This window comes from Thauera terpenica 58Eu (genome assembly GCF_000443165.1).
In the GTDB taxonomy this organism is placed as follows: domain Bacteria; phylum Pseudomonadota; class Gammaproteobacteria; order Burkholderiales; family Rhodocyclaceae; genus Thauera; species Thauera terpenica.
The window spans coordinates 1-13,565 of record NZ_ATJV01000080.1 but is presented as its reverse complement, the minus strand read 5'-3'; the positions used below and the strand labels follow the sequence as shown (position 1 = coordinate 13,565).

Sequence of the window (13,565 nt, the reverse complement as noted above, 5' to 3'; positions counted from 1 at the left end):
GGGTGGAAACCCCCCCCGCGGCTTGGCTGCCTTACTGCTTTTGCGTGATTGCGCTGCCGCCGCCATGGCGCAAGGGTTCGCTGACCGCGGTCACCGTGCCGTCAGGATTGAAACGGATGCCGTTGGCCGCGCCGATCTGGTCGGTTTCACGCCATTTGTGACCCTTCGCTTCCAGCGCTGTGGCCTGCGCGCTGCCCGGGAACTTCAGCAGGGTCTCCACCAGCGTGGTGTCGCCGTTGCGCTGGCTCATGCGCGGCGCGGCGAGCGCATCGGCCAGGCTCATGCCCAGGTCGATGTGGTTCACGATGGTCTGCAGCGCGGTGGTGATGATGGTCGACCCGCCGGGTGAGCCGATGGTGAAGGCGGGCGCGCCGTCCTTCAACACGATGGTCGGGCTCATGCTCGAGCGCGGGCGCTTGAAGGCTTCGGGCACGTTGGGGTGCGGGCCGCTGAAGTCGAAGTCGGTGAGCTCGTTGTTGAGCAGGAAGCCGCGCCCGGGCACCACGATGCCGCTGCCACCCCAATCCTCGATGGTGAAGGTGTAGGCGACGACGTTGCCTTCGCGGTCGGACACCGCAAGGTGGGTGGTGTGCATCGACTCCTGTGCGAGCGGTCGCGGCTGCGGGCGCAGTGGCACCGACAGATCGTTCTCGAAGGGGTAGGGGTCTCCCGCCGCGATCTTGCCGGGCGCCGCGCTCAGGCCGATCACCTTGGCGCGTTCGCGGGCGTAGGCCTTGGACAGCAGCCCGTCCTTGGGTACGTCCACGAACTCCTCGTCGGCCACATAGGCGTTGCGGTCGGCGAAGGCGACGCGTGAGGCTTCCAGGTAGAGATGTTCGATGTCCGCGCGCGACTTGCCGGACAGGTCGAAGGTCTCCATCAGGTTCAAGGCCTGGGCGATGGCGATGCCGCCGCTCGAGGGCGTGGGCATGCCGTGGATCTCGTAGCCGCGATAGGTCGAGCGGATGGGCTGGCGTACCCGTGCCTCGTAGTCCTTGAGGTCGGCCATGCTGATGTCACCGGGGATGACGCTCACACCCGGGTTGGTGGGTGGGTGGCTGACCGCGGAGACGATGCTGGCGGCGATCGGTCCTTCGTAGAAAGCTTTCACTCCGCCCCTGGCGATGTCGCGAAGAGTCTGCGCCATGTCCGGGTTGCGAAAGTGCGAGCCCTCCGCCAAGGCCTTGCCGTCTTTCAGATAGAGCGCAGAGGCGGTGGAGAAGCGCGCGAACTTGTCTTCGTTGATGGTGTTGATGCGGTGGAAGTTGGGGCCGATGTCAAAGCCGTCTTCGGCGACGCGGATGGCGGGAGCCAGCACCTGCTCGAAGCCCATCGTGCCATAGCGGCTGAGCGCATCGTGCCAGCCGCGCACGGTGCCGGGCACGCCCACCGCGACACCGTTGGGCACGGTGCTCTTCCAGTCCATCTCGCTACCGTCGGCATTCTGAAACACGTCGGGGCGAAAGCTCGCCGGTGCGACCTCGCGGTGGTCGAGGGCGATCACGCGCCTGTCCTTGGCTGAATAGATCAGCATGAAGCCACCGCCGCCGATGCCGCAGCTGAAGGGCTCGGTGACGCCCAGCGTGGCCGCTGCGGCCACTGCGGCGTCCACCGCATTGCCGCCAGCGTTGAGGATCTCCATCGCGGCCTGGCTGGCCTCGTGCGAAATGGTGGCGACTGCGCCGCCATGGCCGGTGTCGACCGCCTGTTTTGCCCAGGCGCCGAAGGCGGCCATCATCAGGGCAGTGGCAAGAAGCTTGCGGGTTTTCATGGTGTGCTCCGTCATGCTGGGAGGATGACGGTAGCACCGGGCGAACATCCGCCTCAAGCCGGGATTACCCGGCGTCATTGCGCACAGACGGCCAGAAAAGGACGGGCGCAGCCTGGGGTGGATGAGGCGAAGGGGGCAGGGGCGGCTGTGCACGCCGCGGCCCTGCTGTTGATTACAGCCCCAGCGTTTCCGCGGTGTAGCGCGCGATCATGAGCTCTTCGTCGGTCGGCACCACCACCACCGCGACCCGGCTGTCGCTTGCATCGATGCGAGGCGCGTGGTCGGCGTTGGCGGTGGCGTCGATGTTCAGGCCCATCCAGGCCGCCAGTTCGGCGACCTTCGCACGCACCGGCGCCGCGTGTTCGCCGATGCCACCGGTGAACACGAGCGCATCCAGTCCGCCCGCCGCTGCAGCCAAGGAACCCAGTTCGCGGGCGATGCGGTAGCAGAACAGCTCGACCGCTTCCTTCGCTTCGCGGGCGTCGGAGGCGAGCAGAGTGCGCATGTCCTGGCTGATGCCGGACACGCCGAGCAGGCCCGATTCCTTGTAGAGCAGATTGGTCAGGGCCTTGGCGTCCATGCCCTTTTGCTCCATCAGGTAGAGCAGCACGCCGGGGTCCAGATTGCCGGTGCGCGTACCCATCACCAGGCCATCGAGCGCGGTGAAGCCCATCGTCGACGCCACGCTCTTGCCGTCGCGCAATGCGCACATCGAGGCGCCATTGCCGAGGTGGGCGATCACCACCGCGCCCTGCGCGCGCGCGCCGATGATGTCCGGCAACTGTCGGGCGACGTAATCGTAGGACAGGCCGTGAAAGCCGTAGCGCTTCACACCTTCGGCCGAGATGTGGCGGGGCAGGGCGAAGGCCTGAGCCACTGCAGGCTGGCTGCGGTGGAAGGCGGTGTCGAAGCAGCCCACCTGCGGCACCTCGGGCATGAGCGCCAGCACCGCACGCACTGCGCGCAGGTTGTGCGGCTGGTGCAGGGGCGCGAGGGGGGTGAAGCTGTCGAGCTCGCGCAGCACGCTGGCGTCCAGCCGCGTCGGCGCACTGTGGCGTTCGCCGCCATGCACGATGCGGTGACCGGCGGCGACGATGTCGAGCTCGGGGTGGTGCTCCTTGAGCAGCGCAAAGACATGATTGAGCGCATCGCGGTGCTGTTCGGCCTGGCTGCCCGAAGTGCGCACCGCCTCGCGCACGCGCTCGCCGCTGGCGGTCTTGAGGGTGATCTCGGGGGTGGCACCTATGCCTTCGACCTGGCCGGAGAAGGCCGGGCTTGCGGCGAGCTCAGCGTCGATAGCGTAGAGCGCGAACTTCAGGCTGCTGGAGCCGGCATTCAGGACGAGGATGGCTCTCATGGCTTGAGCGCCTCGCGCTTGCGGTGCGCCATCAGCTGTACCACGGCGCAGGAGGCAGCGCGGGTTTCAGCGGTGTCCGCGCGGCTGGTGAGCACGATGGGCACGCGCGCGCCCAGCACTACACCCGCCATCAGCGCCTTGCCCAGGTATTCGAGCTGCTTGGCCATCATGTTGCCGGATTCGAGATCGGGCACCACCAGGATGTCGGCGTTGCCGGCGACGGCCGATACGATGCCCTTGGTCTTGGCCGCAAGCAGTGAGATGGCATTGTCGAAGGCGAGCGGGCCGTCGAGCAGGCCACCCTTGATCTGGCCGCGATCGGCCATCTTGCACAGCGCGGCCGCGTCGATGGTGGAGCGGATCTTGGAAGTCACGGTTTCCACTGCCGACAGGATCGCCACCTTGGGCTCGGGCAGGCCGAGGATGTGTGCGAGCTCGATCGCGTTCTGGATGATGTCGACCTTGTCCTCGAGGGTCGGCTGGATGATGATCGCGGCGTCGGTGATCATCAGCGGGTGCGGGTAGGTCGGCACGTCGGCGAGAAAGACGTGGCTGATGCGGCGGCCGGTGCGCAAGTGCTTGATCACCTGAAGCATCATCTCATCAGTGTGCAGCGAGCCCTTCATCAAGGCCTCGGCGAGGCCGTCACGGCACATGCCCACGGCAACTTCGGCCGAAGCGTGGCTGTGTTCGGTGTCCACGATGCGAAAGCCCCTGATGTCGATATTGAACTCCTCGGCCACTGCGCGGATCCTGTGCTCCGGGCCGACCAGGATCGGGTCGATCAGGCCGGCGTGCGCGGCCTGCACCGGGCCCGACAGCGACTCCTTGTCGCAGGGGTGGGCCACCGCCATCGGAATCGGAGACAGCCCCGCCGACACCGACAGCAGGTGGCGATAGCGCAGTTCGCGGTCGGAGATGGTGACCTCGGGCAAGACCACGCGTGCGCGTTTGATCTTCTCGGTAGGCGCCAGCACCTCGGCGAGGCCGTCGATGACCTTCAAGCCGTCCTGGTTGAGCGCCACACACTCAAAGATGATGTGGTGGTTGTGGTCGAACTTTTCCTTGCAGGTGACGGTGATCGTCAGCGTGTCGCCGATCGTGATCGGGCGCCAGAAATTGAGCCCTTGCGACACATAAACCGTGCCGGGGCCGGGGAACTCGGTGCCGAGCACGGTGGAGATCAGCGTGCTGCCCCACATGCTGTGACCGACGACTTCGCGAAACTGGCTGGAGCGCGCGTATTCGAGGTCGACGTGGGTCGGGTTGACGTCGCCGGACATGGCGGCGAAGAGGTGGATGTCTTGCGGGCGCAAGGTGCGCACAAGTTCGGCGAAGTCGCCCACCTGAATCTCGTCAAAGGTGCGGTTCTGGATGAACTGCGGTGTGGCTTGTTCCATGGGGGATCCCTTTTATGTGCGTTGCAGCATAGGATTTTAGGCGCTGGTTATAGCTAATATAAGCAGAAAAGTGCGTCAATTGTGCAATGCGTCAATCTAAGTGGAAATTGCTTCCACGGCATTGTGGTTTTCACGCATGCACCATGCATTCGCTCACATTCTGGGGCGAAGCGCGATGGTAGACTTCGCGCCACTTCGCTAATTCGTTGGAAACTGCCATGCAAGTAGTCGTCCTCGCTGCCGGTCAAGGCAAGCGCATGCGCTCGGTCCTGCCCAAGGTCCTGCAACCCATCGCCGGCAAGCCGATGCTGGCACACGTGCTCGACGCGGCGCGCGCGCTTGATGCCCGTCGCATCTGCGTGGTCTATGGCCACGGCGGCGAGGTGGTACGGGAGCGGCTGGATGCGGCCGACCTGGCCTGGGCCCGGCAGGAGCCGCAGCTGGGCACCGGTCATGCAGTGCAGCAATCGCTGCCGCACTTGAGCGATGGCGAGATGGCGCTGGTGCTTTACGGCGATGTGCCGCTCATCGGTGTACCCACGCTGCGCCGTCTGGTCGATGCGGCGGGCGGAGCGCGGCTGGCGCTGCTCACGGTGAGCATGAACGACCCCACCGGTTACGGTCGCATCCTGCGCGATGCTGCCGGCAAGGTGAGCCGCATCGTCGAGGAAAAGGACGCCAGCGCCGAAGAGCGCAAGGTGTGCGAAGTCAATACCGGCATTCTCGTCGCCCCGGTGACGCAGCTGCGCGACTGGCTCGGGCGCATCGGCAACGACAACGCCCAGGGCGAGTATTACCTCACCGACATCATCGGCCTGGCCGTGGCGGACGGCATCGAAGTGGCCAGCGTGCAGCCGGACAGCTTTGCCGAGACGCTGGGCGTCAACAACAAGGCGCAGCTTGCCGAACTGGAGCGTCTGCACCAGGGCAACATCGCCCGCCGTCTGATGGAAGAGGGCGTCACCCTGATCGACCCGGCGCGCATCGACGTGCGTGGCAGCCTCACGGTCGGGCGCGACGTCGAGATCGACGTCAATTGCGTGTTCGAAGGCACGGTGGAACTCGGCGACTCGGTGCGCATCGCCGCCAACTGCGTGATCCGCAATGCACGCATAGGCGCGGGCACCCGTATCGAGCCCTTCAGCCATGTCGACAGCACCAGCATGGGCGAAGTCTGCGTTGTCGGCCCCTATGCCCGCACCCGGCCGGGTACCGTGCTGGGCAAGGACGTGCATCTGGGCAACTTCGTCGAGGTCAAGAACAGCATCATCGCCGACCATTCCAAGGCCAACCACCTGGCCTATGTGGGCGATGCCGACATCGGCCGCAAGGTCAACATCGGCGCTGGTACCATCACCTGCAATTACGACAGCGTCAATAAACACCGCACCATCATCGAAGATGATGTCTTCATCGGCTCCGACACTCAGCTCGTCGCCCCGGTGCGCGTCGGCCGCGGCGCCACGCTTGGCGCCGGCACCACGCTGACGCGCGATGCACCGCCCGATCAGCTCACCGTGACCCGCGTCAAGCAGATCAGCGTCACCCATTGGAAGCGCCCGGTGAAGCTGCCGCGCTGAGCGCGCCTGGGAACGTGCGCGCTTGCGCAGTTCGCCGAATTCCTCCGCATCACCCCCGAATCCCGTCTTGAAGGAAGTCCTCCTATGTGTGGCATCGTTACCGCCATTGCAACAAACAACGTCGTCCCCGTGCTGCTCGAGGGGCTGCGCAAGCTGGAATACCGTGGCTATGACTCCGCCGGCCTTGCCGTGCTGTCGGGCGAGCTGACCCGACTGCGCTCCCCCGGTCGCGTTGCCGACCTCACCGCGTTGGCCGACGCCAGCCAGCTCTCCGCCAGCATCGGCATCGCCCACACGCGCTGGGCCACCCACGGCGTGCCCTCCGAGCGCAATGCCCATCCGCACATCTCCGGCGGCCTGGCGGTGGTGCACAACGGCATCATCGAGAACTTCGAGGCCATCAAGGCCAGCCTGCAGGCACGCGGTTACGTGTTCACTTCCGAGACCGACACCGAAGCCATCGCCCACCTCGTGCACAGCAAGCTGCAGGTCGCCCCCGACCTGTTCGAGGCCGTGCGCCTGGCCACCAATGAGCTCATCGGCGCCTACGCCATCGGCGTGCTGGCCGAGGCCGACCCCTTCCGCGCCATCGTCGCGCGCCGCGGCTCGCCGCTGCTGCTGGGCGTGGGCGACGAGGGCATGTACGCCGCATCGGACATGGCTGCGCTGCTGCAGGTCACGCGCAAGGTGGTGTATCTGGAAGACGGCGACCTCGCCGAACTGCGCCGCGACAGCTATCGCATCATGCTGGCCGACGGCACCCCGGTCGAACGCGAGATGCACCTCTCCAGCCTGTCGGCCGATGCCGTCGAACTGGGCCTGTTCAAGCATTACATGCAGAAGGAAATCTTCGAGCAGCCGCAAGCGCTGGCCAACACCCTGGAGCTGATCTCCGGCGGTGCCGGCATCAGCCCGCTGCACTTCGGCGCACGTGCCCCCGAAGTCTTCGACGGCGTGCGCCGTGTGCTCATCCTGGCCTGCGGCACCAGCTATCACGCCGGCCTGGTCGCGCGCTACTGGATCGAGTCGATCGCAAAAATCCCGGTCACGGTCGAGATCGCCAGCGAATACCGCTATCGCGATTCGGTTCCCGACGCCGACTCCCTGGTCGTCGTCATCTCGCAGTCGGGCGAAACCGCCGACACCCTGGCCGCGCTCAAGCACGCCAAGGCGCTGGGCATGGATCGCACGCTGGCCATCTGCAACGTGCCCGAATCGGCCATCGTGCGCGAGACCGCACTGCGCTTCATCACCCGCGCCGGCCCCGAAATCGGCGTCGCCTCCACCAAGGCCTTCACCACCCAGCTCGCCGCCTTTGCGCTGCTGACCCTGGCGCTCGCCAAGCTCAATGGCCGCCTCAACGACGCCGACGAAGAGCGTCATCTCACCGCCCTGCGCCACCTGCCGGTCGCGGTGCAGAAGGTGCTCGAGCTCGAGCCCGAGATCGAGCGCTGGGCACAGCGTTTTGCCAGCAAGGAACACGCCCTGTTCCTGGGTCGCGGCCGTCACTGGCCGATCGCCATGGAAGGCGCGCTCAAGCTCAAGGAGGTCTCCTACATCCATGCCGAAGCCTACGCCGCTGGCGAGCTCAAGCACGGCCCGCTGGCCCTGGTCGACAAGAACATGCCGGTGATCGCCATCGCTCCGGCCGACGAACTGCTGGAAAAGCTCAAGTCCAACCTGCAGGAAGTGCGCGCCCGCGGCGGCGAGCTGTACGTGTTCGCCGACGCTGGCAGCGAAATCCCTGAATCCGAAGGCGTGCACATCCTGCACATGCCCGAGCACTACGGCATGCTGTCACCGGTGCTGCACGTGATCCCGCTGCAACTGCTGTCGTACCACGCCGCGCTGGTGAAAGGCACGGACGTGGATAAGCCGAGGAATCTGGCGAAGAGCGTGACAGTGGAGTGAGGCGATGAGGGCGGGAGCGCTTTTGATCGTATAAATAAAAAGTGTAAACGGAAAATAAAAACTGTCAGGGAACCGGGTTTGGCCTGGGCAGTTACCACAGTTATTGATGGGTGACTGCCTCGGTTTCCAGTGAGAGCACTCGCTGGTCATGTCCTTGCTGCTTGTGCAAAGGACTGCCCGCATGCCGCTTTGAGCTGCTGTGGAACCTCAAATTTTGGGAGATGACAACTGGCTGACGCGGGTGTGGGTAACATAGGGCGTCGCCGAACAGAACAACGAGAACGATTGAATGAACGTCCAGCAACTCGAAAACGAACTCTGGGAGGCTGCCGACCAGCTACGCGCTAACTCGAAGCTCACCGCCGCCGAATACGCGATGCCGGTGCTCGGCCTGATCTTCCTGCGCCACGCTGACAACCGCTTCAAGGCCTACCTGCCAGAGATCGAGGCGGATATTCCCCCGCAGGTGCCTGCTGCCCAGCGTGAGACGCTGATCAAGCTGGGCTTCCAAGGCAAGGCTGCCATCTACCTGCCCGAGGCTGCACGCTTCGATCGCATCGCCGCGCTGCCGCAAGGGGCCAATATCGGCGAGGTGATTGACAGCGCCATGGACCTGATCGAAGCGGACTACCCTGTTTTAGCCGGCGCACTGCCGCGCAGCTACACCGCGTTCGAGCCAAAACTACTGGCGGAACTGGTGAAGATTTTCGACCGCCCCGCCATCAAGGCCGCCACCGGTGATGTGTTCGGTCGCATCTACGAATACTTCCTCAACAAGTTCGCCATGAGCGGCGCGCAGGAAGGCGGCGAGTTCTTCACCCCGCCCTCGCTGGTGCGCATGATCGTCAACATCATCGAGCCAGACCATGGCCTGGTGCTGGACCCGGCCTGCGGTTCGGCGGGTATGTTTGTGCAGACCGGCCACTTCATCGAAGACGTGCGCCACCAGCAGGCCAACGAGACCGTCACTTTCCACGGCCAGGAAAAGAGCGACACCAACACCAAGCTCGCACGGATGAACCTGGTGGTTCACGGGCTGGATGCTTCCAACATCCGCCAGGGCAACACCTTCTACGACCCGGTGGAGCACCTCATTGGCCAGTGTGATTTCGTCATGGCCAACCCGCCGTTCAATGTGGACGGTGTGGACACCAAGAAGGTAGAGGGCCAGGTTAGCCCCCTTGAGCAAGGCGGGCGCCTGCCCTTTGGCTTGCCCGGCACCAACGCCAAGACCGGCGCCATCAGCAACGCCAACAGCCTGTGGATTCAGTATTTCTACGCCTACTTGAACGATGCGGGCCGCGCCGGTTTCGTCATGGCCTCCAGCGCCTCGGATGCCGGTAACAAGGACCGCGACATCCGCGAGAAGCTGGTCAAGACCGGCCATGTCGATGTGATGATGGCCATCGGCAACAAGTTCTTCTACACCCGCAGCCTGCCCTGCACGCTGTGGTTCTTTGACAAGGGCAAGCCCGCAGACCTGCAAGACCAGGTGCTGATGATTGACGCGCGCAACGTCTACCACGTCGTCTCGGCGCGTTCGCACATCTTCACCGACGAGCAGCACGCCAACCTTAACGCCATCGTCTGGCTGTACCGGGGTGAGGCCGAGAAGTTCGTGGCGCTGGTGGCCCGCTACCTGCGGCAGGTCGATGAATGGCTGGCGGCTATTCCGGAGCGTATTGCTGCCGACACCGTCGCCGTTGGGCGGCTGGAGACCCTGTTACGTACCTTTGCCCAGGGCGCGAGCCTAGCTGAATTGAACGCTGACCAGCCCGAGGATGCACACCTTGCCCAGGCTCAACTTGTTGCCTTCAAGGCCGACCTGGCCGCTGCCCAGGCCGACACGCACGCGGCGGATGCCATCGCCGCACTGCTTACCGCCTGCACTCAAGTTCGTGCTGCTTTTGCCCAGGCCGACCTTGCCAGCCACGCCGGACAGGTCGCACTGCAAGCCACGCTCGATGCCCTGGCGCCGAAGCTCAAGTCTGTGGGCAAGGCGCTGGAAGTACGCCACAAGCAGTGGCTCAAGCTGCTGGACAGCGCAGAAAAGCAGCTACGCGCCCGGCAGAGCAAGGCCTTCGACGGCAAAGCCGCCCGCGAGGCCAAGCGTGCCTTGCTGGCTGCCGACGCCAAGAAGAATGAAAGCCCCACGGTGCGCGATGCGGTGCTGGAGGCCCTGAAGCAGGCCGCCTACTTCATCCACCAGGTGCATTGGCTGCACAGCCGCTTCCCGCACGGCTGCTTCGAGGAGGTGCCGGGCCTGTGCAAAGCGGTGACGCTGGAAGAAATCGCCGCCAACGACTGGTCACTGACACCGGGGCGCTATGTGGGCGTGGCGGCGGAAGCGGCCGAAGACGAGGACGACTTTGCCGAGAAGCTGCGCGAGATTCACGACGAGCTGGCCGAGCTGAATGACAAGGCGGTGGAACTGGCGGGGCGGATTGCCAGCAACTTTGAGGAGTTGTTGGGATGAAGGTTGTATGCGTTCCCGCTGGCTGGTCTCGCGCTGAACTTCAACAGCTTGTCTACTTCCAGCGCGGATTCGATATTACGAAAGCGCAGCAAAAACCTGGTGATATTCCTGTAATTTCTTCATCCGGAGTCACAAGTTTTCATAATGAGGCCAAGGCTCAAGGCCCCGGAATTGTCATTGGCCGCAAAGGAACTCTTGGGTCTATTCATTTCACTGAGCGTGCCTACTGGCCGCACGATACGACCCTTTGGAGCAAAGAAATCCATGGTAACAACGCACGGTTCGTCTACTACTATCTTCATCTGTTCGACTTCCAGCATTTGGATGTAGGTAATGCCAACCCGACTTTGAATCGGAATCACATCCACAAGCTGGAAATTGCGATTCCCCCCAAGAGTATTCAGGATGCAATTGCGACCGTTCTCGGTGCCTACGACGACCTGATCGCCACCAACCAGCGCCGCATCGCTTTGCTCGAAGACGCGGCCCGCAGCCTGTATCACGAGTGGTTCGTACACCTGCGCTTTCCCGGTCATGAGTCGGTGCCGGTGAAGGATGGGGTGCCGGAGGGGTGGCTGTCGCTGACTTTGGGTGATGTCTGTGATGCAGTGGGTGGCGGAACCCCCTCCACTGCGCGACCTGAGTATTGGGGTGGTGATGTGACGTGGGTGACGCCTACCGACGTGACCCGCAATGATTGCCTCGTGTTACTCGACTCGGAAAAGAAAATCACCGAGGCCGGTCTTGCCAACTCGTCGGCCAAACTGGTGCCACCTGAAACGATCCTGATGACCAGTCGCGCATCGATAGGTTTCTTCGCGCTGATGGACAAGCCAGCCTGCACGAACCAAGGGTTTATTTCTGTATTGCCCAAGCAAGATAGTGCTCGGATGTTCCTGCTGTTCAATTTGCTGGGCCGAGTCGAAGAAATGATCGGATTGGCAACGGGGGCGACCTTCAAAGAGCTCTCGAAAAAGACTTTCCGGGCACTGCCAGTGCTATGGCCAACCGATGCTCTCTTGAAACTTTATGAGGATAAAACGTACCCCTTGATTCAGCAGGTTCGATTGATCAAGAAACAGAATCAAGAATTGACCAAAGCCCGCGACCTACTGCTCCCCAAGCTGATGTCCGGCCAGCTCGATGTCTCCGGCATCCCTCTGCCCGAGGTGGTGGCGGCATGAGTCTCGAAGGCCAGCAACTCGACCGTAAATCGCTGCGTGCTGTCAGCGGCAAGACGGCGGACTGGCCCGAGCTGGCCAAGGACTGCGTGGCTTTCGCCAACGCGCTGGGCGGGCGTCTGCTGATCGGCATCGAGGATGGCGAGGGGATGCCTCCGCCCGCACAACGCATTCCGGTCGAGTTGCCCGATACCCTGCGCCGCCGCATTGGGGAACTGACCGTCAATGTGGTGCTGTGGCCGGTGGTCGTGACGGCGGATAACGGTGGCGAGTATCTGGAAGTGGGCATTGCGCGCTCGCCCAATGTGGCCTCGACTGCGGATGGCCGCTTCTTCCTGCGCATTGCCGATGCCAGTCGTCCCGTACTGGGCGACGAGGTCATGCGCCTGGCCAGCGAGCGTTCGGCCTTGCCGTGGGAGACCCTGGCCACATTGGAAGTCCCGCGCAGCCAGGTTGATGCGGCCAAACTGGCCGGTTTTCTGGCAGGCATCCGGGCTTCTGACCGGGTCAAGGCTTCGGTTAAGGAGAAGTCGGCGGATGAACTGCTGGAACACTACCAGTTGGCGCGGGGCGAATGGCTGACCCACCTGGGCGTGCTGTGCCTGGGCCTGGCCGCTGACCGGGCGCGGCTGGGGGTGGCGCCGGTCATCCAGTTCATCAAGCGCGACGCCCAGGAAAACAAGGTCAATAAGCTGACCTGGGACGACTACACCCTGTCCCCGATGGAGCTGGTCGATGCGGTGTGGCGTGATGTGCCGGACTTCCGCGAATTCTATGAAGTGGCGGATGGCTTGTTCCGCACCCAGGTGCCGGCATTCGATGAGCGGGTGATTCGTGAGTTGCTGATCAACGCGCTGGTGCACCGGCCCTATACCCAGCGCGGTGACATCTACCTGAACCTGCATCCCGACCGGTTGGAGATCGTAAACCCCGGCCCGCTGCCACTGGGGGTGACGCCGGACAATGTGTTGCATGCCTCGGTGCGGCGTAACGAACACCTGGCGCGGCTGTGCCACGACCTGAAGTTGATGGAGCGGGAGGGCAGCGGCTTCGATGCGATTTACGACGTGCTGTTGTCGCAGGGACGGCCGGCCCCGAAGGTGGAAGAGGGGGCTGACTGGGTGCGAGTGACGCTACAGCGCACTGCGCCTGATCGACAGGTATTGAGGTTCATTGCCCAGGCGGGTGAAACTTATCCTGTGACGCAACGCGAGCGCATTGCTCTGGGCTTGCTGGCCCAGCACGAGGCGCTGACGGCGCGTGAATTGGCCGGCTTGCTGGAGCTGAGCCAGACCGATGCCCTGCGCCCATGGCTGGACCGGCTGTGCGAATGGGGGTTGGTCGGACAGAGTGGCCGTACCCAGGCAACACGGTACTTTGTGAAACCCGAACTGCTGCGCTCCCTGGCCTTTCCGGCGGTGACCACGCTTAAACGTATTGAGGGGCATCGTTTGCGCGCCTTAGTGGAGGAAGATTTGAGCCGATACCCTGGCTCAGCATTTAGGGAAATCCACGCACGGATCGGTAGCGAGATTCCACAACGAAGCCTGCGCACCATGCTCAAGCAGCTCGTTGATGAGCGAATCGTCGAAAAAACCGGGGTATTGAAGGGCACCCGCTATAGCTTGGCTGGCGCCGGGTTATTGACGCTAAACACGCTGAATGCGCCATATCGGCGTCAATAAAAATGTTCATAAACACACGTATAAACGTGCATCTATCTGTTTTTCAATCCATTTTATTGGCGGTGCGTGTGGCACGGCGTCAATAAGTAGGGGAAAGAATGGCCAGGAAGGACTATTCCCTGAATCCGTGTTCGCTCAGCCCGGATTCCATCCTAACGCATTGATGTAATTGTATAATTACGCATCCGAACCCTTCACCCAACC

At 63.4% G+C, this 13,565-nt stretch carries 8 protein-coding genes; 5 read left to right on the top strand and 3 right to left on the bottom strand.

The annotated features are described in order from the left end of the window. Positions 1-31: 31 nt before the first annotated feature. From ggt to M622_RS34950, 3 genes are all read right to left on the bottom strand, one after another. The gene (gene ggt, locus M622_RS34960; RefSeq protein WP_021250362.1) at positions 32-1,771 is read right to left on the bottom strand and encodes a gamma-glutamyltransferase; all 1,740 of its coding nucleotides are present in this window, start codon (positions 1,769-1,771) and stop codon (positions 32-34) included. Positions 1,772-1,943: 172 nt separating this feature from the next. Further along, positions 1,944-3,128 (bottom strand): acetate/propionate family kinase, encoded by a 1,185-nt coding sequence (locus M622_RS34955; protein WP_021250361.1) that lies wholly within the window; start codon positions 3,126-3,128, stop codon positions 1,944-1,946. Continuing rightward, positions 3,125-4,528, bottom strand: coding sequence for a bifunctional enoyl-CoA hydratase/phosphate acetyltransferase (locus M622_RS34950; RefSeq protein ID WP_021250360.1), 1,404 nt, complete (start codon positions 4,526-4,528; stop codon positions 3,125-3,127). The genes M622_RS34955 and M622_RS34950 overlap by 4 nt, the downstream gene beginning before the upstream one ends. A 218-nt stretch (positions 4,529-4,746) precedes the next feature. Here M622_RS34950 and glmU point away from each other — a divergent pair, with 218 nt between their 5' ends. The 5 genes from glmU (at position 4,747) to M622_RS34925 (ending at position 13,361) form a co-directional block, all read left to right on the top strand. Continuing rightward, entirely contained in the window at positions 4,747-6,108 is a 1,362-nt protein-coding gene (gene glmU, locus M622_RS34945) for a bifunctional UDP-N-acetylglucosamine diphosphorylase/glucosamine-1-phosphate N-acetyltransferase GlmU (RefSeq protein ID WP_021250359.1), read from the top strand. An 84-nt stretch (positions 6,109-6,192) separates the two neighbouring features. Then, complete coding sequence (glmS, locus tag M622_RS34940; protein WP_021250358.1) at positions 6,193-8,019, top strand: glutamine--fructose-6-phosphate transaminase (isomerizing); 1,827 nt, start codon at positions 6,193-6,195, stop codon at positions 8,017-8,019. A gap of 289 nt (positions 8,020-8,308) precedes the next feature. Further along, entirely contained in the window at positions 8,309-10,495 is a 2,187-nt protein-coding gene (locus M622_RS34935) for a type I restriction-modification system subunit M (protein ID WP_021250357.1), read from the top strand. Beyond that, positions 10,492-11,679: a restriction endonuclease subunit S gene (locus M622_RS34930; RefSeq protein ID WP_021250356.1), complete on the top strand. Its 1,188-nt coding sequence runs from the start codon at positions 10,492-10,494 to the stop codon at positions 11,677-11,679. Before M622_RS34935 ends, M622_RS34930 begins: the two co-directional genes overlap by 4 nt. Next, a complete protein-coding gene (locus M622_RS34925; RefSeq protein WP_021250355.1) occupies positions 11,676-13,361 on the top strand; it encodes an ATP-binding protein in 1,686 nt (561 codons plus the stop codon). The genes M622_RS34930 and M622_RS34925 overlap by 4 nt, the downstream gene beginning before the upstream one ends. Positions 13,362-13,565 lie beyond the last annotated feature (204 nt).